The organism is Citrobacter sp. XT1-2-2, assembly GCF_023516235.1.
In the GTDB taxonomy this organism is placed as follows: Bacteria; Pseudomonadota; Gammaproteobacteria; order Enterobacterales; family Enterobacteriaceae; genus Citrobacter; species Citrobacter werkmanii.
In genome coordinates this window covers 4,217,671-4,242,288 of sequence record NZ_CP097324.1, presented here as the reverse complement: position 1 = coordinate 4,242,288, position 24,618 = coordinate 4,217,671, and the positions used below count along the sequence as shown (strand labels likewise).

At 53.2% G+C, this 24,618-nt stretch carries 24 protein-coding genes; 18 read left to right on the top strand and 6 right to left on the bottom strand.

Annotation, left to right across the window (positions count from 1 at the left end; genetic code table 11):
• Nucleotide 1 precedes the first annotated feature (1 nt).
• Together thrB and thrC are read left to right on the top strand one after the other, a co-directional pair.
• Nucleotides 2-931, top strand: a complete 930-nt coding sequence (thrB, locus tag M4I31_RS20155) for a homoserine kinase (RefSeq protein ID WP_038637046.1) — start codon at nucleotides 2-4, stop codon at nucleotides 929-931.
• Nucleotides 932-934: 3 nt separating this feature from the next.
• Entirely contained in the window at nucleotides 935-2,221 is a 1,287-nt protein-coding gene (thrC, locus tag M4I31_RS20150) for a threonine synthase (RefSeq protein WP_069324092.1), read from the top strand.
• Nucleotides 2,222-2,305: 84 nt separating this feature from the next.
• Here thrC and yaaA read toward each other — a convergent pair whose 3' ends face one another.
• Both yaaA and M4I31_RS20140 read right to left on the bottom strand, forming a co-directional pair.
• On the bottom strand, nucleotides 2,306-3,079 hold the full coding sequence (yaaA, locus tag M4I31_RS20145; RefSeq protein WP_085048345.1) for a peroxide stress protein YaaA: 774 nt from the start codon (nucleotides 3,077-3,079) through the stop codon (nucleotides 2,306-2,308).
• Between the two features lie 77 nt (nucleotides 3,080-3,156).
• Nucleotides 3,157-4,587 carry a sodium:alanine symporter family protein gene (locus M4I31_RS20140; RefSeq protein WP_085048344.1) on the bottom strand — a complete coding sequence of 477 codons (1,431 nt, stop codon included), beginning with the start codon at nucleotides 4,585-4,587 and terminating at the stop codon, nucleotides 3,157-3,159.
• Between the two features lie 274 nt (nucleotides 4,588-4,861).
• Here M4I31_RS20140 and tal point away from each other — a divergent pair, with 274 nt between their 5' ends.
• The 3 genes from tal to M4I31_RS20125 all read left to right on the top strand — a co-directional run bounded on the left by tal (nucleotide 4,862) and on the right by M4I31_RS20125 (nucleotide 7,945).
• Complete coding sequence (gene tal / locus M4I31_RS20135; protein ID WP_005124064.1) at nucleotides 4,862-5,815, top strand: transaldolase; 954 nt, start codon at nucleotides 4,862-4,864, stop codon at nucleotides 5,813-5,815.
• A 110-nt stretch (nucleotides 5,816-5,925) separates the two neighbouring features.
• Nucleotides 5,926-6,513, top strand: coding sequence for a molybdopterin adenylyltransferase (gene mog / locus M4I31_RS20130; protein WP_003018973.1), 588 nt, complete (start codon nucleotides 5,926-5,928; stop codon nucleotides 6,511-6,513).
• 124 nt (nucleotides 6,514-6,637) lie between these two features.
• A complete protein-coding gene (locus M4I31_RS20125) occupies nucleotides 6,638-7,945 on the top strand; it encodes an MFS transporter (RefSeq protein WP_038637058.1) in 1,308 nt (435 codons plus the stop codon).
• A gap of 34 nt (nucleotides 7,946-7,979) precedes the next feature.
• Here the strand turns inward: M4I31_RS20125 and satP are convergent, their stop codons facing one another.
• From satP to M4I31_RS20110, 3 genes are all read right to left on the bottom strand, one after another.
• Nucleotides 7,980-8,546 (bottom strand): acetate uptake transporter, encoded by a 567-nt coding sequence (satP, locus tag M4I31_RS20120; protein WP_006686623.1) that lies wholly within the window; start codon nucleotides 8,544-8,546, stop codon nucleotides 7,980-7,982.
• A 148-nt stretch (nucleotides 8,547-8,694) separates the two neighbouring features.
• Nucleotides 8,695-9,408, bottom strand: coding sequence for an acidic protein MsyB (gene msyB / locus M4I31_RS20115; RefSeq protein WP_038637060.1), 714 nt, complete (start codon nucleotides 9,406-9,408; stop codon nucleotides 8,695-8,697).
• Between the two features lie 32 nt (nucleotides 9,409-9,440).
• Nucleotides 9,441-9,845 (bottom strand): DUF2541 family protein, encoded by a 405-nt coding sequence (locus M4I31_RS20110; RefSeq protein WP_085048343.1) that lies wholly within the window; start codon nucleotides 9,843-9,845, stop codon nucleotides 9,441-9,443.
• Between the two features lie 384 nt (nucleotides 9,846-10,229).
• Between M4I31_RS20110 and dnaK the strand changes: the two genes are divergently transcribed.
• From dnaK to nhaR, 4 genes are all read left to right on the top strand, one after another.
• A complete protein-coding gene (gene dnaK / locus M4I31_RS20105) occupies nucleotides 10,230-12,152 on the top strand; it encodes a molecular chaperone DnaK (RefSeq protein ID WP_038637064.1) in 1,923 nt (640 codons plus the stop codon).
• A gap of 87 nt (nucleotides 12,153-12,239) precedes the next feature.
• Nucleotides 12,240-13,373 carry a molecular chaperone DnaJ gene (gene dnaJ, locus M4I31_RS20100; protein ID WP_032940353.1) on the top strand — a complete coding sequence of 378 codons (1,134 nt, stop codon included), beginning with the start codon at nucleotides 12,240-12,242 and terminating at the stop codon, nucleotides 13,371-13,373.
• 208 nt (nucleotides 13,374-13,581) lie between these two features.
• Nucleotides 13,582-14,748, top strand: coding sequence for a Na+/H+ antiporter NhaA (gene nhaA / locus M4I31_RS20095; RefSeq protein ID WP_038637066.1), 1,167 nt, complete (start codon nucleotides 13,582-13,584; stop codon nucleotides 14,746-14,748).
• 38 nt (nucleotides 14,749-14,786) lie between these two features.
• The gene (gene nhaR / locus M4I31_RS20090; RefSeq protein ID WP_085048342.1) at nucleotides 14,787-15,686 is read left to right on the top strand and encodes a transcriptional activator NhaR; all 900 of its coding nucleotides are present in this window, start codon (nucleotides 14,787-14,789) and stop codon (nucleotides 15,684-15,686) included.
• A gap of 58 nt (nucleotides 15,687-15,744) precedes the next feature.
• Here nhaR and rpsT read toward each other — a convergent pair whose 3' ends face one another.
• On the bottom strand, nucleotides 15,745-16,008 hold the full coding sequence (gene rpsT / locus M4I31_RS20085; protein ID WP_038637070.1) for a 30S ribosomal protein S20: 264 nt from the start codon (nucleotides 16,006-16,008) through the stop codon (nucleotides 15,745-15,747).
• Nucleotides 16,009-16,113: 105 nt separating this feature from the next.
• On the opposite strand from rpsT, the gene M4I31_RS20080 reads away from it, so the two are divergent.
• The 9 genes from M4I31_RS20080 to M4I31_RS20040 all read left to right on the top strand — a co-directional run bounded on the left by M4I31_RS20080 (nucleotide 16,114) and on the right by M4I31_RS20040 (nucleotide 24,561).
• Nucleotides 16,114-16,329, top strand: a complete 216-nt coding sequence (locus M4I31_RS20080; RefSeq protein ID WP_071888087.1) for a DUF2575 family protein — start codon at nucleotides 16,114-16,116, stop codon at nucleotides 16,327-16,329.
• 7 nt (nucleotides 16,330-16,336) lie between these two features.
• The gene (gene ribF / locus M4I31_RS20075; RefSeq protein WP_038637072.1) at nucleotides 16,337-17,275 is read left to right on the top strand and encodes a bifunctional riboflavin kinase/FAD synthetase; all 939 of its coding nucleotides are present in this window, start codon (nucleotides 16,337-16,339) and stop codon (nucleotides 17,273-17,275) included.
• A gap of 37 nt (nucleotides 17,276-17,312) precedes the next feature.
• The gene (gene ileS / locus M4I31_RS20070; RefSeq protein WP_069324086.1) at nucleotides 17,313-20,129 is read left to right on the top strand and encodes an isoleucine--tRNA ligase; all 2,817 of its coding nucleotides are present in this window, start codon (nucleotides 17,313-17,315) and stop codon (nucleotides 20,127-20,129) included.
• Nucleotides 20,129-20,626 (top strand): signal peptidase II, encoded by a 498-nt coding sequence (lspA, locus tag M4I31_RS20065; RefSeq protein ID WP_003018932.1) that lies wholly within the window; start codon nucleotides 20,129-20,131, stop codon nucleotides 20,624-20,626. The genes ileS and lspA overlap by 1 nt, the downstream gene beginning before the upstream one ends.
• 117 nt (nucleotides 20,627-20,743) lie before the next feature.
• Entirely contained in the window at nucleotides 20,744-21,193 is a 450-nt protein-coding gene (gene fkpB / locus M4I31_RS20060; RefSeq protein WP_038637078.1) for an FKBP-type peptidyl-prolyl cis-trans isomerase, read from the top strand.
• Between the two features lies 1 nt (nucleotide 21,194).
• Entirely contained in the window at nucleotides 21,195-22,145 is a 951-nt protein-coding gene (ispH, locus tag M4I31_RS20055) for a 4-hydroxy-3-methylbut-2-enyl diphosphate reductase (protein ID WP_038637079.1), read from the top strand.
• 65 nt (nucleotides 22,146-22,210) lie between these two features.
• Nucleotides 22,211-23,125, top strand: a complete 915-nt coding sequence (rihC, locus tag M4I31_RS20050) for a ribonucleoside hydrolase RihC (RefSeq protein WP_085048341.1) — start codon at nucleotides 22,211-22,213, stop codon at nucleotides 23,123-23,125.
• Between the two features lie 97 nt (nucleotides 23,126-23,222).
• A complete protein-coding gene (locus M4I31_RS20045) occupies nucleotides 23,223-23,786 on the top strand; it encodes a glucose-6-phosphate isomerase family protein (protein ID WP_085048340.1) in 564 nt (187 codons plus the stop codon).
• Entirely contained in the window at nucleotides 23,779-24,561 is a 783-nt protein-coding gene (locus M4I31_RS20040) for a glucose-6-phosphate isomerase family protein (protein WP_085048339.1), read from the top strand. The genes M4I31_RS20045 and M4I31_RS20040 overlap by 8 nt, the downstream gene beginning before the upstream one ends.
• Nucleotides 24,562-24,618: the final 57 nt, after the last annotated feature.

Genomic DNA, 24,618 nt, shown 5'->3' with positions numbered 1-24,618 from the left:
CATGGTAAGAGTTTATGCCCCGGCTTCCAGCGCCAATATGAGCGTCGGATTTGATGTTCTCGGGGCGGCGGTAACCCCCGTAGACGGTTCGCTATTGGGTGATGTGGTCTCTGTTGAGCCAGCCGACCAGTTCAGTCTGAATAATCTTGGGCGCTTTGCTGACAAACTGCCTTCTGAGCCGCGAGAAAATATCGTCTATCAGTGCTGGGAGCGGTTCTGTCAGGAGCTGGGTAAAACCGTTCCGGTGGCAATGACGCTGGAAAAAAATATGCCGATTGGCTCCGGGTTAGGTTCCAGCGCCTGTTCCGTTGTGGCGGCGTTAGTCGCCATGAACGAGCACTGTGGGAAACCGCTCAACGACACGCGCCTGTTGGCGATCATGGGAGAGCTGGAAGGACGTATCTCCGGCAGTATTCATTACGATAATGTTGCCCCGTGCTTTTTGGGCGGTATGCAGTTAATGATCGAAGAAAACGGCATTATCAGCCAGCAGGTGCCAGGCTTTGATGAGTGGCTGTGGGTACTGGCGTATCCGGGGATTAAAGTGTCGACGGCGGAAGCGCGGGCCATTTTACCTGCGCAGTATCGCCGTCAGGACTGCATCGCCCACGGGCGGCATCTGGCAGGGTTTATCCATGCCTGCTATTCCCGTCAGCCTCTTCTGGCCGCGAAGCTGATGAAAGATGTCATCGCTGAGCCGTATCGTACCCGCTTGCTGCCAGGCTTCAGCCAGGCGCGTCAGGCGGTAGCGGAAATCGGCGCGTTGGCCAGCGGGATCTCCGGGTCAGGACCGACGCTGTTCGCCTTGTGCGATAAGCCGGATACGGCGCAGCGTGTTGCAGACTGGCTGGCTAAACATTATCTGCAAAATCAGGAAGGCTTTGTTCATATTTGCCGGTTGGACACGGCAGGCGCACGGGTACTGGGATAATCAATGAAACTCTATAATCTGAAAGATCATAACGAACAGGTCAGCTTTGCGCAGGCCGTCACGCAAGGGCTTGGCAAGAATCAGGGGTTGTTTTTTCCGCACGATCTGCCGGAATTCAATCTGACAGAAGTGGATGAGATGCTGAACCAGGACTTCGTTAGCCGCAGCGCTAAGATCCTTTCCGCATTTATTGGCGACGAGATCTCGCAGGAGATCCTGGAAGAGCGCGTACGCGCGGCGTTTGCGTTCCCGGCGCCGGTTGCTCAGGTTGCAGCGGACATTGGCTGTCTGGAGCTGTTCCACGGTCCTACACTGGCATTTAAAGACTTTGGCGGGCGCTTTATGGCGCAGATGCTGACGCACATCAGCGGCGACAAACCGGTAACGATTCTGACGGCGACCTCCGGCGATACCGGTGCTGCGGTGGCGCATGCGTTTTATGGTCTGCCGAACGTTCGCGTGGTGATCCTCTACCCGAACGGCAAGATCAGCCCATTACAGGAAAAACTGTTCTGTACGCTGGGCGGTAACATTGAAACCGTCGCTATTGATGGTGATTTTGATGCTTGCCAGGCGTTGGTGAAACAGGCGTTTGATGACGAAGAACTGAAGGTAGCGCTGGGGCTGAATTCGGCTAACTCAATCAATATCAGCCGTCTGCTGGCGCAAATCTGTTACTACTTTGAAGCTGTGGCTCAACTGCCGCAAGAAGCGCGCAACCAGCTGGTTATTTCCGTTCCCAGCGGCAACTTTGGCGATCTGACCGCCGGACTGCTGGCGAAATCGCTGGGCTTGCCGGTGAAGCGCTTTATTGCGGCGACCAACGTCAACGATACGGTTCCACGCTTCCTTGCAGAAGGCGAGTGGGCGCCGAAGGCGACGCAGGCGACGTTATCCAACGCGATGGATGTCAGCCAGCCGAACAACTGGCCGCGTGTGGAAGAACTGTTCCGCCGTAAAATCTGGCGTCTGAATGAGCTGGGGTATGCCGCCGTTGACGATGCTACCACTCAGGATACGATGCGCGAGCTGCATGAAATGGGGTACACCTCAGAACCGCATGCGGCGGTGGCTTACCGTGCGCTGCGTGACCAGTTGAATCCTGGCGAGTATGGCTTGTTCCTCGGCACCGCGCATCCGGCGAAGTTTAAGGAAAGCGTTGAAGAGATTCTTGAGCTTACGCTGGCTCTGCCAAAAGAGCTGGCGGAGCGCGCTGATTTGCCGCTGCTCTCTCATCACCTGCCTGCTGATTTTGCTGCGCTGCGTAAGCTGATGATGACCCGCGGTTAAAGGTGGTGCCCGCTGGCGCTGTGCTTAGCGGGCCTGCAAAACCTGTAGGCCGGATAAGGCGTTAGCCGCCATCCGGCATGTACACTACTGCTCGTGGCGTTTAAACACCAGTTCGCCATTCCCTGACGCTTCTTCATCAAAGAAATAGCCTTCACTGGTAAATGCCGTCAGTTGCTCTGGCTGAGTTAAGCGATTTTCAATGATGTAGCGGCTCATCAGGCCACGCGCTTTTTTGGCATAAAAGCTGATGACTTTGAACTTACCGTTCTTCTCATCGAGGAAGACTGGTTTGATAAGTTCGGCGTTCAGCTTTTTCGGCTTCACAGATTTAAAATATTCATCTGATGCGAGGTTAATCACCACGCTGTCGCCTTGCGCTTCCAGCGCTTCGTTAAGTTTGTCGGTGATGGTATCGCCCCAGAACTGGTAAAGATCTTTCCCCTTTGGATTGGCCAGACGAATGCCCATCTCCAGACGGTAAGGCTGCATCAAATCCAGCGGACGCAACACGCCGTACAGCCCGGACAACATGCGTAAATGCTGCTGAGCGAAGTCAAAATCCGCTTCGCTGAAGGTTTCAGCCTGCAGCCCGGTATAAACGTCGCCTTTAAACGCCAGAATAGCCTGACGCGCATTCTCCGGTGTGAAATCGGGCTGCCAGTCATGGAAACGGGTGGCGTTCAGATCCGCCAGCTTGTCGCTAATTCCCATCAGCTTGCCAATCTGCGGCGCGGAGAGTTGTCGCGCCACGTGAATAAGCTGCTGCGAGTGATCCAGCAGTTCGGGCAGCGTGTGGCGTGTGGTTGCCAGAGGACTTTGGTAGTCGAGCGTTTTTGCAGGTGAAATCAGAATCAGCATATCCAGTCCTTGCAGGAAATTTACTGCGACTTTAGCAAAAAAATGGACAGAATTGATCGATGGTTGCGATTGCCGCGTTAATCACGCGGCGTTTCATCCCAGCTTTCGGGCGCAAGCTGCTGCCTGATATCAGGATAACGGCGCGGATCAAATTCCGGGCGCACCCCGAGTTTACGCTGGCGCAGATAGTCGCTGGCGAGGGTATGGACAACCGGTGAGAGCAGTAAAATCGCCGTCAGGTTAGTGATGGCCATACAGGCCATGATGATGTCAGCAAGTTGCCAGAGCAGCGGGAAGCTGAGTAATGTGCCGCCGACAACGGTGCTCACGGTCGCGATACGTAATAGCCAAATTACCCGGATATTGTCCAGCTTCAGGAAAATAAGGTTGTTTTCCGCATAGATGTAGTTGGCGACGATAGAGCTAAAGGCAAACAGGATCACAATAAAGGCGACGAATCCGGCGCCCCATTCACCCGTCAGCGAGACCATCGCTCTTTGCAGCAACTGGATGCCTTCAATGGGTATAGAACTGGTGCCATTACCCGCCAGCAGAACGATCATCGCACTGGCCGTACAAAGAATCAGCGTATCGCCTAAAACACCGATCATTTGCACAATGCCTTGTGCCGCAGGATGCGGAGGCCATGACGCAGCCGAGGCGGCGGCGTTCGGGGTTGAGCCCATTCCGGCCTCATTCGAGAACATACCGCGTTGAAAGCCGCTGGCAATGGCCTGGCTTAGCGTATACCCGGCGGCGCCGGCGGCGGCTTCCTGCCAGCCAAAGGCACTTTTAACGATGGTTATGATAATGTCGGGAAGCTGAGCGAAATGCCAAAGGCAGATGACGAGGCTACAACCGACCCACAACAGAGCCATCACCGGAACAAACCATTGCATCAGACGGGCAACGCCTTTAATACCGCCGACGATGACCAGTAATGATGCGATAGCCAGGGCGATACCGGAGAAGAGAGGAGGGATATCGAAAGCAAAAGCAAGTGCGCGCGAGACCGAGTTTGCCTGCACGCTGTTAAAAATCAGTCCATATGCGATGAGTAAAAAGATGGCAAAAAGCACGCCCATCCAGCGCATACCCAGTCCACGCGCCATATACCACGCAGGACCGCCGCGAAACTGTCCCTTGCTGTCGCGTTCTTTATACAGTTGCGCAAGTGAGCATTCGGCAAACGAGGTTGCCATCCCAATGACTGCCGAGACCCACATCCAGAAAACGGCTCCCGCGCCGCCTGCGGCGATTGCCAACGCCACGCCCGCCAGATTTCCGCTGCCGATCCGCGCGGCAAGACTGGTGCATAAAGCCTGAAAGGAAGTTAAACCGCCCGGTTGCGGGCTGATGCTGTTTTTAAGACTTCTGCCAAACTGGCGAATGTAGCGAAACTGGATGAACCCCGTACGCCAGGTGAACCAACATCCTGCGCCAAGCAGGAGGTAGATCATTACCGAGCCCCAGAGTATTTCATTAATAAATGCGAAAAAATCAGGCATTAACATCCCTCTTGTTGATGCCGGTAAGCGCGAATAATCCCATGTAAGCGCTACCAATTATCGACCAGTATATACCTTCTAAGTAGATTGATTACGCGAGTTTATCATAACAACAGGTATATCCCTTAATTGCGCATCTCAGGCTTTGAGCTGCGTAATCAGGGCTGAGCGGCAGGTCGGACAATACAGGCGGTTGCGCTGAGAGTGCGTCGTGCTATCATCAGGGAAGATCGGTTACATCCCCCTAACAAGCTGTTTAAAGAGAATCACTATCATGACGGACAAATTGACCTCCCTTCGTCAGTTCACCACAGTAGTGGCCGACACCGGAGACATCGCGGCAATGAAGCTGTATCAGCCTCAGGATGCCACAACTAACCCTTCTCTCATTCTTAACGCAGCGCAGATCCCGGAATATCGCAAGCTGATTGATGACGCTGTAGCCTGGGCTAAGCAGCAGAGCAACGACCGCGCGCAGCAGGTCGTCGACGCGACCGACAAACTGGCGGTAAACATTGGTCTGGAGATCCTGAAACTGGTCCCGGGTCGCATTTCCACAGAAGTTGACGCTCGCCTGTCCTACGACACCGACGCATCCATCGCGAAAGCAAAACGTCTGATTAAACTGTACAACGATGCTGGCATCAGCAACGATCGCATTCTGATCAAACTGGCTTCAACCTGGCAGGGCATTCGTGCCGCTGAGCAGCTGGAAAAAGAAGGCATCAACTGTAACCTGACTCTGCTGTTCTCTTTCGCGCAGGCGCGCGCTTGTGCAGAAGCTGGCGTATACCTGATTTCTCCGTTCGTTGGTCGTATTCTTGACTGGTACAAAGCCAACACCGACAAGAAAGAGTATGCACCGGCAGAAGATCCGGGCGTGGTTTCCGTAACGGAAATCTACGAGTACTACAAACAGCACGGTTACGAAACCGTAGTTATGGGCGCGAGCTTCCGTAACATCGGTGAAATCATCGAGCTGGCGGGCTGCGATCGTCTGACGATTGCACCGGCGCTGCTGAAAGAGCTGGCGGAAAGCGAAGGCGCTATCGAACGTAAACTGTCCTTCTCTGGCGAAGTGAAAGCGCGTCCTGCACGTATCACTGAAGCTGAGTTCCTGTGGCAGCACAACCAGGATCCAATGGCTGTAGACAAACTGGCGGACGGTATCCGTAAGTTTGCTGTAGACCAGGGCAAACTGGAAAAAATGATCGGCGATCTGCTGTAATCATTTCGGCGTGGCCCTGACAGGGGTCACGCTACCTCTTCTGAAACCTGTCTGTCCTTCCTTTCGCAGTGTATCATTCTGTTTAACGAGACTGTTTAAACGGAATAATCATGAATACTTTACGCATTGGCCTGGTGTCCATTTCTGATCGTGCTTCCAGCGGCGTTTACCAGGATAAAGGTATCCCGGCCCTTGAAGAGTGGCTGGCATCAGCCCTAACAACCCCTTTTGAGCTGCAAACACGGCTGATCCCGGATGAACAGGCGATCATCGAACAAACCTTATGCGAGCTGGTTGATGAAATGAGCTGTCATCTGGTACTGACGACCGGCGGAACGGGGCCGGCACGTCGCGACGTAACGCCAGACGCTACGCTGGCCGTAGCCGACCGCCAGATGCCTGGTTTTGGTGAGCAAATGCGCCAGATAAGTCTGCACTTTGTGCCAACCGCAATCCTTTCCCGTCAGGTTGGCGTGATTCGCAAACAGGCGCTGATCCTGAATCTGCCTGGGCAGCCGAAATCGATCAAAGAAACGCTGGAAGGCGTGAAAGATGCCGATGGTAAGGTCATCGTGCCAGGCATTTTTGCAAGTGTACCGTATTGTATACAGCTGTTAGATGGGCCTTATGTCGAGACTGCACCGGCAGTAGTAGCATCTTTTCGCCCTAAAAGCGCGATCCGCGATACAAATGCCTGAAAGTAGCCTGGTCGTGATATAAGTAACAATGAAGGTGGAGTATTGAATTGTTTACGATATAGTAATTTTTGATTTACATATATCGACAGACATATTCAATTACTCCACTGACTCATGGTTTGCTATGTCACAACACACTCGACCCCTGAATCGCCAGGATTATAAAACCCTTACGCTTGCTGCCCTCGGCGGGGCGCTTGAGTTTTATGATTTCATTATCTTCGTCTTCTTTGCCGCGGTTGTTGGCGAACTTTTCTTCCCGGCCGATATCCCTGAATGGCTACGTCAGGTTCAAACTTTCGGCATTTTTGCCGCCGGATACCTGGCGCGTCCATTGGGCGGCATCATTATGGCGCATTTTGGCGACCTGGTCGGACGCAAGAAAATGTTTACCCTGAGCATTTTGTTGATGGCGATACCGACGCTGGCGATTGGCTTGTTGCCTACCTATGCCTCAATGGGGATCCTCGCGCCGTTACTGTTATTACTGATGCGCATTTTGCAGGGCGCAGCCATTGGGGGCGAAGTGCCGGGGGCGTGGGTGTTCGTGGCGGAACACGTACCGGAGCGTCGCATCGGTATCGCCTGCGGCACGCTGACTGCCGGGCTTACTGTGGGGATTCTGTTGGGGTCGGTTGTTGCAACGCTGGTGAACACCAGCCTGACGCAGCAAGCGGTGCATGACTACGGCTGGCGTATTCCTTTCCTGCTGGGCGGCGTGTTTGGGCTGGTGGCGATGTATCTGCGCCGCTGGCTGCAGGAAACGCCCATCTTCCTCGAAATGCAGCAGCGTAAGGCGTTGGCGCAAGAGCTACCGGTAAAGTCGGTGGTGAGCAAACATAAAAAAGCGGTGGTCATTTCCATGCTGCTGACCTGGCTGTTATCGGCCGGGATCGTGGTGGTGATCCTGATGTCGCCAGTCTGGCTGCAGAAACAGTATGGCTTTGCGCCAGCATTGACATTACAAGCCAACAGTGTCGCGACCATTATGCTGTGCGTCGGTTGTCTGCTGGCCGGGTTTATTGTCGACCGGGTTGGCGCCAGCAAAACCTTTATTGTCGGTAGCCTGCTACTGGCCTGTTCGAGCTGGCTTTTCTATCATCTGACCGGTAGCCATCCTCAGCATTTGTTCTTGTTGTATGGGCTGGTGGGCTTGTGCGTTGGCGTGGTGGGGGCTGTGCCTTATGTCATGGTACGAGCGTTTCCAGCGGAAGTCCGCTTTACCGGCATCTCGTTTTCTTACAACGTTTCGTACGCCATTTTTGGTGGTCTGACGCCAATCGCTGTGACGATGTTAATGAGCGTGTCGCCAATGGCTCCTGCCTGGTATGTACTGGCGTTATCGCTGGTGGGGTTAGGGCTGGGGATTTGGCTGCGACAGGATATTTATCATCGCGATACCAGCGTGCAGGGAGAGTTACAGCGCTTGTAAGGAATATCCCCCCGTCCGGGGGGATAGCGTCAGATTAGTGCGCTTCACCAATCGGCAGGATGGTACGGCCAAACTGTTCGTTCAGCACTTCGCCCATCGCCAGGTAAATGGCGCTTGCACCACACACTAAGCCAACCCAGCCAGCAACATGGATGATCGCTTCGTTACCTGCAATGTTGCCTACGGCCAGCAGCGCGAACAGCACCGTCAGGCTCAGGAAGACAAACTGCAGCGCACGCGCAGCTTTCAGCGTGCCGAAGAACATGAACAGTGTGAACACGCCCCACAGACCCAGGTATACGCCCAGGAACTGGCCGTTGGTTGCATCCGCCAGGCCCATTTTCGGCATGATCAGGATCGCAACCAGCGTCAGCCAGAACGAGCCGTAGGAGGTAAAGGCGGTTAAACCGAAGGTGTTGCCTTTTTTATATTCCAGCAGCCCGGCAAAAATTTGCGCGATACCGCCGTAGAAAATGCCCATCGCCAGAATAATAACGTCAAAGGCGAAGAAACCCGCGTTATGCAGGTTAAGCAGAATGGTGGTCATGCCAAAGCCCATCAGGCCCAGCGGTGCCGGATTAGCCAACTTAGTGTTGCCCATAATTCCTCAAAATCATCATTGATTGAATGGTGAAATAGTTTCCCCGAATAACGATCACTGTCTTCGGGGCGCGGCATGATAATCAGGGGAAAGCGGACTGTCTATGATCTAACAAAGGGAAAATGAATTATTTTCCCTGTGATGGACATCACGCTTGTGTGTTGTTGATCATTCTTCGCAGACAGGCGATTTGTAGCACCGCCGGAATCGTCACGCGATAGGCGCTGCCGCTCACCGCTTTAACCCCGTTTAAAGCCGCGCCGACCGGGCCGCCAAGCCCTGCGCCGCGTAGCAATCCATGCCCGATGACGCTAACTGCGGCATGGGTACGCAGGATCTGCGTAAGCTGACCGGAGAGCAAATGAGCAACGCCAGTCGCCAGATGGCGATCCTTCATTAATAGCGGCAGTAACTCTTCCAGTTCAGAGACTTTTGCCTCAACGGCCTGCAAAAATTCCTGCTTATGGTCCGCATCCATTTTTTGCCAGGCATTCCGTAGAAAGTGTTCCAGCAAATACTGTTCAATTTCATACGTGGGCATCGCTTTGTCGGCTTTAAGCTTCAGGCGCTTCGAAACATCCAGCAAAATCGCCCGATACAGCTTTCCATGGCCACGAAGTTTATTGGCAATGCTGTCGCCACCATAATGCTGAAGTTCGCCGGCGATCAGTTGCCAGTTGCGGCGGTGCTGTTCCGGGTGTCCTTCCATCGATTTAAATAATTCGTTGTGGCTCAGAACGCTCGACAGACGGGCTTTCCCTTTTTCATTATGCGTTAACAGGCGAGTAATCGTGGCGAGTTGTTCCTCACTGCAATGCTGCAGAAAGTCGAGGTCGTCGTCATGCAAATACGTGACATTCATGTTTTCTATGGCTTCTGAATAAAAGGGCGGAATTAGTCGTCGCCGATGACTTTAAGCGTCGCCATGTCAGAGGAGTTTACCGACTGGCCTGAAAAAGTGATTTTGGATACGCAGCGTTTATTGTCGTTGTCGCTATTAATATTGATCCAATTAGTGGTTTGTCCCTCTTTAATGGATGACGGGACGTTCAGGCTTTGGCTGGAGGTGCGCGCAGCTTTGAAGTAAACGGATGCGCCGTTAAGGTTAATATCGCCTCGATCGGCGGTGAGTTGAATACGCTTCACCACCCGACAAACGGGAATTTTGAGCGTGAGATCGTTAGTTGCGTTGCGCGGCATCGCAATCATCCCCAGAACTTTATGATCGTTAGCGTGAGCGGCGCTGCTCAACAGCAGGCCCATAAGCAGGGTGGCGGAAAGGGTTAAAACGGATTTCATGAAATTTCTCTTTGACGGCTGCAAAAGTGCGTGGCTTCGCGCTAGTTTACCGCCGACAGAAAAACGATTCATTCACGTAATCTTTTCTTTTTATTACAATTTTTATGTGAATAACAGCGCTTTATTAATTGGTTTTATGAATTAATTTTGATTGGCGATTATTCATTTTTTGTAGTTTTGTGCCTTTTTTCGGCAAATTTATTGCTTCTGCGCTAAAAAAATTTTTCATGCCCCCCTTGATGAAGTGGGTTACGACCCCACTTAGTAGTCAACCGCAGTGGTGAGTCTGAAAAAAAACGATTCAGGGTAGTTGAAACCGCACGTTTCGCCCTTATTACAGATTCACAACCACATGATGACCGAATTTTTAGTGGAGACGTTTAGATGGGTAAAATTATTGGTATCGACCTGGGTACTACCAACTCTTGTGTAGCGATTATGGATGGCACTACTGCACGTGTGCTGGAGAACGCCGAGGGCGATCGCACCACGCCTTCTATCATTGCTTATACCCAGGATGGTGAAACTCTGGTTGGTCAGCCGGCTAAACGTCAGGCAGTGACAAACCCGCAAAACACCCTGTTTGCGATTAAACGCCTGATTGGCCGCCGCTTCCAGGACGAAGAAGTACAGCGTGATGAAGCCATCATGCCGTACAAAATCATCGGTGCTGACAACGGTGATGCCTGGATTGACGTAAAAGGTCAGAAAATGGCACCGCCGCAGATCTCTGCAGAAGTGCTGAAGAAAATGAAGAAAACGGCTGAAGATTACTTGGGTGAACCGGTAACTGAAGCGGTTATCACCGTACCTGCATACTTTAACGATGCTCAGCGTCAGGCAACCAAAGACGCCGGCCGTATCGCAGGTCTGGAAGTAAAACGTATCATCAACGAACCAACCGCAGCTGCACTGGCTTACGGTCTGGATAAAGAAGTCGGCAACCGTACTATCGCGGTTTATGACCTCGGTGGTGGTACTTTCGATATCTCTATTATCGAAATCGACGAAGTTGACGGCGAAAAAACCTTCGAAGTTCTGGCAACCAACGGTGATACCCACCTGGGTGGTGAAGACTTCGACAGCCGTATGATCAACTACCTGGTTGACGAGTTTAAGAAAGATCAGGGTATCGACCTGCGTAATGACCCGCTGGCGATGCAGCGTCTGAAAGAAGCCGCTGAGAAAGCGAAGATCGAGCTGTCTTCCGCTCAGCAGACCGACGTGAACCTGCCGTACATCACTGCAGACGCGACTGGTCCGAAACACATGAACATCAAAGTGACCCGTGCGAAACTGGAAAGCCTGGTTGAAGACCTGGTTAACCGTTCTATCGAGCCGCTGAAAGTTGCTCTGCAGGACGCTGGCCTGTCTGTTTCTGATATCAACGACGTTATTCTCGTTGGTGGTCAGACGCGTATGCCGATGGTGCAGAAGAAAGTTGCTGAATTCTTCGGTAAAGAGCCGCGTAAAGACGTTAACCCGGACGAAGCCGTGGCAATCGGTGCTGCCGTTCAGGGTGGTGTATTGACGGGTGATGTGAAAGACGTACTGCTGCTGGACGTTACCCCGCTGTCTCTGGGTATCGAAACCATGGGCGGCGTGATGACGCCACTGATCGCGAAAAACACCACCATCCCGACCAAGCACAGCCAGGTGTTCTCTACCGCTGAAGACAACCAGTCTGCGGTAACCATCCATGTGCTGCAGGGTGAACGTAAACGTGCTGCCGATAACAAAGATCTGGGTCAGTTTAACCTGGATGGTATCAGCCCGGCTCCGCGCGGTATGCCGCAGATCGAAGTTACCTTCGATATCGATGCCGACGGTATCCTGCACGTTTCCGCGAAAGACAAAAACAGCGGTAAAGAGCAGAAGATCACCATCAAGGCTTCTTCTGGTCTGAACGAAGAAGAAATCCAGAAAATGGTTCGCGAAGCAGAAGCGAACGCAGAGTCTGACCGTAAGTTCGAAGAGCTGGTTCAGACTCGTAACCAGGGCGACCATCTGCTGCACAGCACTCGTAAGCAGGTTGAAGAAGCAGGCGACAAGCTGCCGGCTGACGACAAAACTGCCATTGAGTCTGCACTGACCGCGCTGGAAACGTCTCTGAAAGGCGAAGACAAAGCGGATATCGAAGCGAAAATGCAGGCGCTGGCTCAGGTTTCCCAGAAACTGATGGAAATCGCGCAGCAGCAGCACGCACAGCAGCAGGCTGGTGCAGCAGGCGCTGATGCTTCTGCAAACAATGCGAAAGATGACGACGTTGTCGACGCTGAGTTTGAAGAAGTGAAAGACAAAAAATAATCGCCCTGATGCAGGGTAGTTAATCGGCACGGGCGTAGAGGTTTCCTCTTCGCCCGTGCTTGTATGTTAAGGGGCTTAAAAAAACCAATGGCAAAGCAAGACTATTACGAGATTTTAGGCGTTTCCAAATCAGCGGAAGAGCGTGAAATCAAAAAGGCCTACAAGCGCCTGGCCATGAAATATCACCCGGATCGCAACCAGGGTGATAAAGAGGCTGAAGCCAAGTTTAAAGAGATCAAAGAAGCGTACGAGATCCTGACCGATGCGCAAAAACGCGCGGCTTACGATCAGTACGGTCATGCCGCGTTTGAGCAAGGCGGCATGGGCGGCGGCGGCGGTTTTGGCGGCGGGGCTGACTTCAGCGATATCTTTGGTGACGTGTTTGGCGATATCTTTGGCGGCGGTCGTGGTCGTCAGCGCGCCTCACGTGGTGCTGATTTACGTTACAACATGGATCTCACTCTGGAAGAAGCCGTGCGTGGCGTCACCAAAGAGATCCGTATTCCGACGCTGGAAGAGTGTGACGTCTGCCATGGCAGCGGCGCGAAGTCAGGTACTCAGCCGCAAACCTGTCCAACCTGTCACGGTTCCGGCCAGGTGCAGATGCGCCAGGGCTTTTTTGCCGTACAGCAGACCTGTCCACATTGTCAGGGTCGCGGTACGCTGATCAAAGATCCGTGCAACAAATGTCACGGTCATGGTCGCGTTGAGAAAAGCAAAACGCTGTCCGTCAAAATCCCGGCAGGCGTTGATACCGGCGACCGTATTCGTTTAGCAGGTGAAGGTGAAGCCGGTGAGCATGGCGCGCCAGCAGGCGATTTATACGTTCAGGTGCAGGTAAAACAGCACCCAATTTTTGAGCGTGAAGGCAATAACCTGTACTGCGAAGTACCGATTAACTTTGCGATGGCAGCGCTGGGCGGCGAGATTGAAGTCCCGACGCTGGACGGTCGCGTGAAGTTGAAGATTCCGGGCGAGACGCAGACCGGCAAACTGTTCCGCATGCGTGGAAAGGGCGTCAAGTCTGTACGCGGTGGCGCTCAGGGCGATCTGCTGTGTCGTGTCGTTGTTGAAACCCCAGTGGGTCTGAACGACAAGCAGAAGCAGTTGCTGAAAGACCTGCAGGACAGTTTTGGCGGCCCGACCGGCGAGCAAAACAGCCCGCGCTCCAAAAGCTTCTTCGACGGCGTGAAGAAGTTCTTTGACGATTTGACCCGCTAATTCTCTCGACTCAATATTTGATAAAAAGCCTGGGACTGAAAAGTTTCAGGCTTTTTTATTTCTGTTTTCCGTTCGGAAAATCTTTTTTAATTTCAGTCTATTTGTTCGTAAAAACCGATCTATCTATCATGAATAATCTAATTTTAACGAGCTTTTTGAGGGTGTAAGATAGTATTTACGAAGTATTCACCCAATAGAGAGAATAAAAGTGAAACATCTGCATCGTTTTTTTAGTAGTGATGCCTCGGGGGGCATCATCCTGATCATCGCAGCCGTCATCGCTATGTTGATGGCAAATATCGGGGTCACCAGTGGATGGTACCATGCCTTTCTGGAAACGCCCGTTCAACTGCGGGTTGGCGCGCTTGAGATCAACAAAAATATGCTGCTGTGGATCAACGACGCGTTGATGGCGGTGTTCTTCTTGTTGATTGGTCTGGAGGTAAAGCGCGAGTTAATGCAAGGCTCGCTGGCCAGTCTGCGTCAGGCGGCATTTCCGATCATTGCCGCTATCGGGGGGATGATTGTCCCGGCGCTGCTGTATCTGGCATTCAACTATGCTGACCCTATTACCCGTGAAGGGTGGGCGATCCCGGCTGCAACGGATATCGCTTTTGCATTAGGCGTGCTGGCACTGTTGGGCAGTCGTGTTCCATTGGCGCTGAAAATCTTCCTCATGGCGCTGGCGATTATCGATGATCTTGGCGCTATCGTGATCATCGCGCTGTTCTACACCAGCGATCTCTCGCTGCTGTCGCTGGGCGTTGCCGCGTGTGCCATTCTCGTCCTGGCGGCCTTGAATCTGTGTGGCGTGAGACGTACCGGGATTTATATTCTGGTGGGCGTGGTGCTGTGGACGGCAGTTCTGAAGTCCGGTGTGCATGCGACGCTGGCGGGCGTGATCGTCGGTTTCTTCATTCCGTTAAAGGAAAAACACGGACGTTCACCGGCAAAGCGTCTGGAGCATGTTTTGCATCCGTGGGTGGCATACCTGATCCTGCCGCTGTTTGCCTTCGCTAACGCGGGTGTTTCACTGCAGGGTGTCACCATTGATGGGCTGACCTCCGTATTACCGCTGGGGATTATTGCAGGTCTGTTGATCGGTAAACCGCTGGGTATCAGCCTGTTTTGCTGGCTGGCGTTACGCTTAAAGCTGGCGCAATTACCTGAAGGAACGAATTTCCAGCAGATCATGGCGGTCGGGATTCTGTGCGGTATTGGCTTTACGATGTCGATTTTCATCGCCAGCCTGGCGTTTGGTAATGTCGATCCTGAGCTGATTAACTGGGCGAAACTGGGGATCCTGATTGGCTCCTTGCTGTCGGCGGTAATTGGTTATTGCTGGTTACGCACCCGGTTAAACGCATCCGCCTGACAGGATAACCCTTTCGTGACAATTTTCAGGGAGAGAGTATGTCTCATATAAATTACAACCACCTGTATTACTTTTGGCATGTCTATAAAGAAGGTTCGGTGGTTGGTGCAGCAGAAGCGCTTTATCTGACACCGCAGACCATTACCGGGCAGATCAAAGCGCTTGAAGAACGTTTACAAGGAAAGTTGTTCAAGCGGAAGGGGCGTGGGCTGGAGCCAAGCGAGTTAGGCGAGTTAGTCTTTCGTTATGCGGATAAAATGTTCACGTTAAGCCAGGAAATGCTGGATATCGTGAACTACCGCAAAGAGTCTAACTTGCTGTTTGATGTCGGCGTGGCGGATGCGCTATCCAAACAGTTGGTCAGCCGTGTGTTGAATGCCGCGGTGGTGGAAGATGAACAAATCCATCTGCGCTGTTTTGAATCAACGCACGAGATGCTGCTGGATCAACTCAGTCAGCATAAGCTGGATATGATTATCTCTGACTGTCCGATTGATTCTACGCAACAGGAAGGGTTGTTCTCGGTGCGCATAGGCGAATGCGGCGTAAGTTTTTGGTGCACCCAGCCTTTGCCTGAGAAGCCGTTTCCGGCCTGTCTGGAAGAGCGCAGATTGCTGATCCCTGGACGTCGTTCGATGCTCGGTCGTAAGCTGTTGAACTGGATTAACTCACAAGGCTTGCATGTTGAAATCCTCGGCGAATTTGATGACGCAGCACTGATGAAAGCTTTTGGTGCAACGCATAACGCTATTTTCGTTGCCCCGACGCTCTATTCGAACAATTTCTATGCCGACGATTCAATTGTGGAGATTGGGCGCGTGGAGAATGTGATGGAGGAATATCACGCTATATTTGCGGAAAGAATGATCCAGCATCCGGCGGTGCAGCGTATTTGTAATGCGGACTACTCGGCGCTCTTTACGCCAATGAACAAATGACAGCCATAAAAAAACCCGCTTGCGCGGGTTTTTTCACAAAGCGACAACAAGCAGGTGATTAAGCCAGTTTGTTGATCTGTGCAGTCAGGTTTGCTTTATGACGTGCAGCTTTGTTTTTGTGGATCAGACCTTTAGCAGCCTGACGGTCCACGAGTGGTTGCATTTCGTTAAATGCTTTCAGTGCAGTAGCTTTGTCGCCAGCTTCGATAGCTGCGTATACTTTCTTGATGAAAGTACGCATCATAGAGCGACGGCTAGCGTTGTGCTTGCGGGCCTTTTCAGACTGAACGGCGCGCTTCTTAGCTGATTTGATATTAGCCAAGGTCCAACTCCCAAATGTGTTCTATATGGACAATTCAAAGGCCGAGGAATATGCCCTTTTAGCCTTCTTTTGTCAATGGATTTGTGCAAATAAGCGCCGTTTAAATTGCAGCACTCGTTGCGTAGTGATGGCGCAGGATTCTACCAGCTTGCGTGGCGTGAATACAGCTTTTCCACGAGAAAAATTGCATTGGATTGCCCGTTAAGGTCTGCAATTTGTTTCATAACAATGAAAACCATCCTCTTTCTGTTTCGGAGAAACAATCGCCGGTTAACCTTGACCGCGGTACAGGGTATACTTTCACGATTTTCACTGTTTTGAGCCAGACATGAAGCTGATACGAGGCATACATAATCTCAGCCAGGCCCCGCACGGGTGTGTGCTGACTATTGGTAATTTCGACGGCGTGCACCGTGGTCACCGTGCGTTGCTGCAGGGCTTACGGGAAGAAGGGCGCAAACGCAATTTGCCGGTGATGGTGATGATTTTCGAGCCACAGCCATTAGAGCTGTTTGCAACGGACAAGTCACCTGCGCGCCTTACTCGCCTGCGAGAAAAACTGCGTTATCTGGCGGAGTGTGGCGTAGATTACGTATTGTGCGTGCGTTTTGACAGGCGCTTCGCGGCATTAACGGCGCAGACTTTTATCAGCGATCTGCTGGTTAAGCGCCTTGGTGTACAATTTCTCGCCGTTGGCGATGATTTCCGCTTTGGCGCTAGCCGTGCGGGCGATTTCTTGTTATTACAGGAAGCGGGCGCTGAGTATGGCTTTGATATCACCAGTACCCAAACCTTCTGTGAAGGCGGTGTTCGTATCAGCAGCACCGCGGTACGTCAGGCGCTGGCTGAAGATAACCTGCAGTTGGCCGAAAGCCTGCTTGGGCACCCTTTTACCATCTCAGGACGGGTGGTGCATGGTGACGAGTTAGGACGCACCATTGGCTTTCCGACGGCAAACTTACCGCTTCGTCGCCAGGTTTCTCCGGTGAAAGGGGTTTATGCGGTTGAAGTTATGGGGCTGGGTGACAAACCTTTTCCCGGTGTTGCCAACATCGGCACCCGCCCGACGGTAGCCGGCGTACGTCAGCAGTTGGAAGTGCATCTACTGGACGTTGTAATGGACCTCTATGGTCGCCATATAGATGTAGTGCTGCGTAAAAAAATTCGCAGCGAGCAGCGATTTGCTTCGCTGGATGAACTAAAAGCGCAGATTGCGCGTGATGAGTTGACTGCCCGCGATTTTTTTGGGCTAACAAAACCGGCTTAATGCCTATACGAGTTTTAAATACGGAACCGAGAATCTGATGAGTGACTATAAATCAACCCTGAATTTGCCGGAAACAGGGTTCCCGATGCGCGGCGATCTCGCCAAGCGTGAACCGGGAATGCTGGCGCGTTGGACTGATGATGACCTGTACGGCATCATTCGTGCGGCCAAAAAAGGCAAAAAAACCTTCATTCTGCATGATGGCCCTCCTTATGCGAATGGCAGCATTCATATTGGTCACTCGGTTAACAAGATTCTGAAAGACATTATCGTGAAGTCCAAAGGACTCACGGGCTATGACTCGCCTTACGTTCCGGGCTGGGACTGCCACGGTCTGCCGATCGAGTTGAAAGTAGAGCAGGAATATGGCAAACCGGGCGAGAAGTTCACCGCCGCTGAGTTCCGCGCTAAATGCCGTGAATACGCTGCTACACAGGTTGACGGTCAGCGTAAAGACTTTATCCGTCTTGGCGTGCTGGGCGATTGGTCGCATCCGTACCTGACCATGGACTTCAAAACCGAAGCCAACATCATTCGCGCGCTGGGTAAAATCATCGGCAACGGTCACCTGCATAAGGGTGCGAAGCCGGTGCACTGGTGCGTTGACTGCCGTTCCGCGCTGGCGGAAGCGGAAGTTGAGTATTATGACAAAACCTCCCCGTCCATCGACGTGGCGTTCCACGCCGCCGATCAGGACGCGGTGAAAGCGAAATTTGCCGTTTCTGACGTTAACGGCCCGATCTCGCTGGTTATCTGGACCACCACCCCGTGGACGTTGCCGGCGAACCGCGCGATCTCCCTGGCGCCTGATTTTGACTATGCGCTGGTGCAGATCGACGGCCAGGCCGTGATTCTGGCGAAAGATCTGGTTGAAAGCGTCATGCAGCGCATTGGCGCGGCTGACTACACCATTCTGGGCACCGTTAAAGGCGCTGAGCTGGAACTGCTGCGTTTTACCCATCCGTTTATGGGTTTTGACGTACCGGCGATTCTGGGCGATCACGTCACGCTGGATGCAGGTACCGGGGCGGTACATACCGCGCCTGGCCACGGCCCGGACGACTATGTCATCGGTCAAAAATACGGTCTGGAAGTGGCGAACCCGGTGGGTCCGGACGGCGCTTATCTGGCGGGCACCTACCCGACCCTGGACGGTGTGAACGTCTTTAAAGCCAACGATATTGTTGTCGCTCTGCTGAGCGAAAAAGGCGCGTTGCTGCACGTCGAGAAGATGCAGCATAGCTATCCGTGCTGCTGGCGCCACAAAACGCCGATCATCTTCCGGGCGACCCCGCAGTGGTTCGTGAGCATGGATCAGAAAGGCCTGCGCGCGCAGTCCCTGAAAGAGATCAAAGGCGTGCAGTGGATCCCTGACTGGGGCCAGGCGCGTATCGAATCCATGGTTGCCAACCGTCCTGACTGGTGTATCTCCCGTCAGCGTACGTGGGGTGTGCCGATGTCTCTGTTCGTTCACAAAGACACCGAAGAGTTGCATCCGCGCGCTATCGAACTGATGGAAGAAGTGGCTAAACGCGTTGAAATTGACGGCATCCAGGCGTGGTGGGATCTCGATCCGAAAGATATCCTCGGCGACGAAGCTGACCAATATGTCAAAGTCCCGGATACGCTGGACGTTTGGTTTGACTCTGGTTCCACCCACTCATCTGTCGTAGACGTGCGTCCTGAATTTGCCGGTCACGCAGCGGATATGTATCTGGAAGGCTCTGACCAGCACCGTGGCTGGTTCATGTCATCTCTGATGATCTCCACCGCGATGAAAGGCAAAGCGCCGTATCGCCAGGTACTGACTCACGGTTTCACCGTGGATGGTCAGGGCCGTAAGATGTCCAAGTCTATCGGTAACACCGTTTCTCCGCAGGACGTGATGAACAAACTCGGCGCGGATATTTTGCGTCTGTGGGTGGCGTCTACCGACTACACCGGTGAAATGGCGGTTTCTGACGAAATTCTGAAACGTGCTGCCGACAGCTATCGTCGTATCCGTAACACCGCACGCTTCCTGCTGGCGAACCTGAACGGGTTCGATCCGGTAAAAGACATGGTGAAACCGGAAGAGATGGTGGTGCTGGACAGGTGGGCTGTTGGCTGTGCGCAAGCGGCACAGGAAGAGATCCTGAAAGCTTACGAAGCCTATGACTTCCACGAAGTAGTGCAGCGCCTGATGCGTTTCTGCTCCGTCGAAATGGGTTCGTTCTATCTCGACATCATCAAAGACCGCCAGTACACCGCGAAAGCGGAAAGCCGGGCGCGTCGTAGCTGCCAGACTGCGCTGTTCCATATCGCAGAAGCGCTGGTTCGCTGGATGGCGCCGATCATGTCCTTCACCGCGGATGAAATCTGGGGTTACCTGCCGGGCGAACGTGAAAAATACGTCTTTACCGGTGAATGGTACGAAGGCCTGTTTGGCTTAGGTGAAACCGAAGCGATGAACGATACCTTCTGGGACGAGCTGCTGAAAGTACGCGGCGAAGTGAACAAGGTCATCGAGCAGGCGCGTGCGGATAAGAAAGTCGGTGGTTCTCTGGAAGCGGCAGTCACCCTGTACGCTGAACCAGAACTGGCGGCGAAATTGACCGCGCTCGGCGAAGAGTTGCGCTTTGTGCTGCTGACCTCTGGTGCGAGCGTTGCGGAGTTTGCCGAGGCGCCAGCTGATGCTCAGCAGAGCGAATTGCTCAAAGGTCTGAAAATCGTACTGAGCAAAGCCGAAGGTGAGAAGTGCCCGCGCTGCTGGCATTACACTACCGACGTCGGCCAGGTGGCGGAACATGCAGATATCTGCGGACGCTGTGTCAGCAACATCGCCGGTGATGGCGAACAACGTAAGTTTGCCTGATGAGTAAGCCTCTTTGTTCAACAGGACTACGCTGGCTGTGGCTGGTGGTAGTCGTGCTGATTATCGATTTAGGCAGCAAGTACCTGATCCTCCAGAATTTTGCTCTGGGGGATACGGTATCGCTGTTCCCGTCGCTTAATCTGCACTACGCGCGAAACTATGGCGCGGCGTTTAGCTTCTTAGCCGACAGCGGCGGCTGGCAACGTTGGTTTTTTGCCGGTATCGCTATTGGTATCTGCGTCATCCTGATGGTGATGATGTATCGCTCGAAGGCGACGCAGAAGCTGAACAACATCGCGTATGCGTTAATCATTGGCGGTGCGCTGGGCAATCTGTTCGATCGCCTGTGGCACGGCTTCGTGGTTGATATGATTGACTTTTACGTTGGCGACTGGCATTTCGCGACATTCAATCTGGCTGATACGGCAATCTGTATCGGCGCGGCATTGATTGTTCTCGAAGGCTTCTTACCGTCGAAAGAGAAAAAAGCCGCATAAAAAAATGCCGGATGGCGCTATGCTAATCCGGCTTACAATCTATCGCGAACCTTGTAGGCCCGGTAAGCGTAGCGCTACCGGGCAAACAGGCGGCAGCAATTTTAAAGAGCAACCTGCATGTCTAAATCAGTACAGAGTAACAGTGCGGTGCTGGTGCACTTCACCCTTAAGCTCGACGATGGCTCCACCGCAGAGTCAACCCGCAATAACGGCAAGCCTGCGCTGTTTCGCCTGGGCGATGGTTCTCTGTCTGAAGGACTGGAACAACACCTGCTGGGGCTAAAAGAGGGTGATAAAACCACTTTTTCCCTGGAGCCGGATGCCGCCTTTGGCGTGCCAAGCCCGGACTTGATTCAGTATTTCTCGCGTCGGGAATTTATGGACGCGGGCGAGCCAGAAATTGGCGCTATCATGCTCTTTACCGCAATGGACGGCAGTGAGATGCCTGGCGTGATTCGTGAAATCAACGGTGACTCGATCACGGTTGATTTCAACCATCCGCTGGCCGGGCATACCGTTCATTTTGATATTGAAGTGCTGGAAGTCGAACCAGTACTGGAGGCGTAAAATGCAGATCCTGTTGGCTAACCCGCGCGGTTTTTGCGCTGGCGTAGACCGCGCTATCAGCATTGTAGAAAACGCGCTGGCTATTTATGGCGCGCCGATTTATGTCCGTCATGAGGTGGTGCATAACCGCTATGTGGTGGATAGCCTGCGCGAGCGCGGCGCTATTTTTATTGAGCAAATCAGTGAAGTGCCTGACGGCGCGATCCTGATCTTCTCCGCCCACGGTGTCTCTCAGGCGGTACGTAACGAAGCCAAAGGTCGTGATCTCACGGTTTTCGACGCCACCTGTCCGTTAGTCACCAAAGTGCATATGGAAGTGGCGCGCGCCAGCCGTCGCGGTGAAGAGTCAATTCTGATTGGTCACGCCGGGCACCCGGAAGTCGAAGGCACAATGGGCCAGTACAGTAACCCACAGGGGGGGATGTATCTGGTTGAATCACCGGAAGATGTACTGAAACTGACCGTGAAGAATGAAGGTAAATTGTCCTTCATGACACAGACCACGCTTTCCGTTGACGACACTTCTGACGTCATTGACGCGCTGCGCCAACGCTTCCCGAAAATTGTCGGGCCGCGCAAAGATGATATCTGTTATGCCACCACCAACCGTCAGGAAGCGGTTCGCGCGCTGGCGGAACAGGCTGATGTGGTGCTGGTGGTCGGCTCGAAAAACTCCTCTAACTCCAACCGTCTGGCTGAACTGGCCCAGCGAATGGGGAAAGCGGCGTATTTGATTGACGATGCGACCGACATCCAGGAAGCGTGGGTAAAAGACGCTAAGTGCGTAGGCGTGACGGCCGGAGCCTCGGCGCCGGATATCCTGGTGCAAAACGTGATCGCTCGCCTGCAGGAACTTGGCGGTGGAGAGGCTATCCCACTGGAAGGCCGTGAAGAAAATATTGTTTTCGAAGTGCCCAAAGAGCTGCGTGTGGATGTTCGTGAAGTAGAGTAAGTCTTTCACGATACGATTATGAGAAGATGCCAGACTTAACGTCTGGCATTTTTTATGGAGAAACCATGCGCTTACCGATCATTCTTGATACCGATCCCGGCATTGATGATGCCGCCGCTATTGCCGCCGCGCTGTTTGCCCCTGAGCTGGATCTGCAACTCATGACCACGGTAGCAGGCAATGTTTCGGTGGAAAAAACCACCCGTAATGCGTTGCAACTGCTGCACTTCTGGAGCGCGGATATTCCGCTGGCGCAAGGGGCATCAATGCCGCTGGTGCGACCGCTGCGTGACGCCGCTTCCGTCCACGGTGAGTCCGGTATGGAGGGGTATGAATTTGTCGAACATGACCGTCAGGTAATGGCAAAACCTGCCTTCCAGGCGATTCGCGATGTGCTGATGCATGCCCCACAGCCCGTGACGCTGGTGGCGATTGGTCCGCTGACCAACATTGCGCTGCTGCTGACCCATTATCCTGAATGCATATTCAATATTCACCGTCTGGTGATTATGGGCGGCTCAGCCGGGCGCGGGAACTTTACGCCAAATGCCGAATTTAATATTGCTATCGATCCCGAGGCCGCCGCGAAAGTTTTCCAGAGCGGGCTGGAGATCGTGATGTGTGGGCTGGATGTCACTAATCAGGCCATGCTGACGCCGGAGTATCTGGCGACGCTTCCCGCGCTCAATAAGACCGGCAGCATGCTGCACGCACTATTTAGCCATTACCGCAGCGGCAGTATGAATACAGGACTGCGGATGCATGATCTGTGCGCGATTGCCTGGCTGGTGCGCCCGGAACTCTTTACTCTGCAGCCGTGCTTCGTGGCGGTGGAAACTCAGGGGGAATATACCTCGGGTACCACGGTGGTGGATATTGAAGGGCGTTTGGGGCATCCGGCAAATGCCCAGGTTGCACTGGATCTTGACGTTGAGGGGTTCCAGCAGTGGGTGGCAGAGGTGCTGGCGCTGGCGCCTTGAGGCTGTGATCCGGCCCGCAATATGCAGACAGAATTAGCAGGTTAATCGATTAATCTGCTAATCTTATTCTGTTGTTCTCCTCGGGCCGGAGACACATATGAACCTTTCTTTTATCCAGCCACCGCAGGTGGCGTGGGCAAGCGGCGCATTAGCCGATGGCCCATTATTGCGTAAATCCACCCGCATTCAGGATCTTACTGACGTTTTTGCCGATGAAAAGGCCCGCCAGCAACTGTCAGGCGAGCAGGTCGTATATGATGTTGAGATGCTGGATTCGTCCCCCGCAGAAGGCGAACTCTACACCGGCGTTACCCATCTTTATCCTGGCCGGATCGGCAGCGAGTATTTTATGACCCGTGGGCATTTCCATGCGCGTCGCGAACAGGGTGAGGTTTATTTTGGTCTGCGCGGCACGGGTTTACTGCTGTTGCAACCTGAGCAGGGCGAGGCGCGACTGGAAAAGGTATTTGCCGGATCCGTCCACATTATCCCCGGCTTTACCGCACACCGGTTAATTAATACTGGGGAAGAAATTCTGTCGGCGCTCGCCGTATGGCCTGGGATTGCAGGCCATGATTATGCGGCGCTGTCCAGGGGGTTCAGAATAAGAGTCTTTGAGGAAAATAAGACGATTCAGGCGAAGGAGGTACAGAATGGCTGATTTAGCACATTCTTACGGCCTGGATATGAGGGTTCATCACCATCCGCTTGGCTTTAGCTATGGGGATGAGGTCACAGGGCCGATGCCGGAGATTCGCCGACTCGATCACATTCGCCCCTCACTGCGCGATCCGCATTGTGACGGGCCGGAAGAAGTGTATGCCATTGCAATGGATGTGGCACGAATGCAGGATCGCGAAGAGCTGAAAAAGCGGATGTTGTTGTTTGGCGTGGTGACTTATGCGGCGGGGCAGTTGGGGGAAGAGCCGGTGCGTAGCCAGGGGCATATTCATCGTATCAGCCAGCACAGCGGCTGGTCCCCGCCGGAGCTTTACGAAATCTGGCAGGGAAAAGCAATAATCTATATGCAGGAGTATGTCGAGGACGATCCCGGGCGTTGTTTTGCTGTGATTGCCGGCCCCGGTGAAAAAGTGCTGGTTCCGCCCGGTTGGGGGCATGCGACTATATCCGCAGACCCGAATGTACCGTTAACTTTTGGCGCGTGGTGCGATCGTGAATATGGTTTTGAGTACGAGGCCGTTCGTGCGCATAAAGGGTTGGCGTGGTACCCGTTATTACAGGGCAACCATGTTATCTGGCAGCATAATTCGCGGTACATTCCCGGAAGATTACACGCCGTTACGCCCCGACAATATACGGAATTCTCGATTACTTCCGCCCCTGTTTACCAGCAATTTATCGAGGACCCGGCGCGTTTTCAATTTATCTCACGCCCGGATAAATGTGCTGAGTTGTGGCAAAACTTCCATCCATAAAGAGCCGGGGCCATAGCCCCGGTACTGGTTTTGCCTGGCCTACAAACTGAAAAACTC

Coding starts and splice junctions, on each gene's coding strand:
- thrB (WP_038637046.1), top strand. CDS start 2: ATGGTAAGAGTTTATGCCCCGGCTTCCAGCGCCAATATGAGCGTCGGA.
- thrC (WP_069324092.1), top strand. CDS start 935: ATGAAACTCTATAATCTGAAAGATCATAACGAACAGGTCAGCTTTGCG.
- yaaA (WP_085048345.1), bottom strand. CDS start 3,079: ATGCTGATTCTGATTTCACCTGCAAAAACGCTCGACTACCAAAGTCCT.
- M4I31_RS20140 (WP_085048344.1), bottom strand. CDS start 4,587: ATGCCTGATTTTTTCGCATTTATTAATGAAATACTCTGGGGCTCGGTA.
- tal (WP_005124064.1), top strand. CDS start 4,862: ATGACGGACAAATTGACCTCCCTTCGTCAGTTCACCACAGTAGTGGCC.
- mog (WP_003018973.1), top strand. CDS start 5,926: ATGAATACTTTACGCATTGGCCTGGTGTCCATTTCTGATCGTGCTTCC.
- M4I31_RS20125 (WP_038637058.1), top strand. CDS start 6,638: ATGTCACAACACACTCGACCCCTGAATCGCCAGGATTATAAAACCCTT.
- satP (WP_006686623.1), bottom strand. CDS start 8,546: ATGGGCAACACTAAGTTGGCTAATCCGGCACCGCTGGGCCTGATGGGC.
- msyB (WP_038637060.1), bottom strand. CDS start 9,408: ATGAATGTCACGTATTTGCATGACGACGACCTCGACTTTCTGCAGCAT.
- M4I31_RS20110 (WP_085048343.1), bottom strand. CDS start 9,845: ATGAAATCCGTTTTAACCCTTTCCGCCACCCTGCTTATGGGCCTGCTG.
- dnaK (WP_038637064.1), top strand. CDS start 10,230: ATGGGTAAAATTATTGGTATCGACCTGGGTACTACCAACTCTTGTGTA.
- dnaJ (WP_032940353.1), top strand. CDS start 12,240: ATGGCAAAGCAAGACTATTACGAGATTTTAGGCGTTTCCAAATCAGCG.
- nhaR (WP_085048342.1), top strand. CDS start 14,787: ATGTCTCATATAAATTACAACCACCTGTATTACTTTTGGCATGTCTAT.
- ribF (WP_038637072.1), top strand. CDS start 16,337: ATGAAGCTGATACGAGGCATACATAATCTCAGCCAGGCCCCGCACGGG.
- ileS (WP_069324086.1), top strand. CDS start 17,313: ATGAGTGACTATAAATCAACCCTGAATTTGCCGGAAACAGGGTTCCCG.
- lspA (WP_003018932.1), top strand. CDS start 20,129: ATGAGTAAGCCTCTTTGTTCAACAGGACTACGCTGGCTGTGGCTGGTG.
- fkpB (WP_038637078.1), top strand. CDS start 20,744: ATGTCTAAATCAGTACAGAGTAACAGTGCGGTGCTGGTGCACTTCACC.
- ispH (WP_038637079.1), top strand. CDS start 21,195: ATGCAGATCCTGTTGGCTAACCCGCGCGGTTTTTGCGCTGGCGTAGAC.
- rihC (WP_085048341.1), top strand. CDS start 22,211: ATGCGCTTACCGATCATTCTTGATACCGATCCCGGCATTGATGATGCC.
- M4I31_RS20045 (WP_085048340.1), top strand. CDS start 23,223: ATGAACCTTTCTTTTATCCAGCCACCGCAGGTGGCGTGGGCAAGCGGC.
- M4I31_RS20040 (WP_085048339.1), top strand. CDS start 23,779: ATGGCTGATTTAGCACATTCTTACGGCCTGGATATGAGGGTTCATCAC.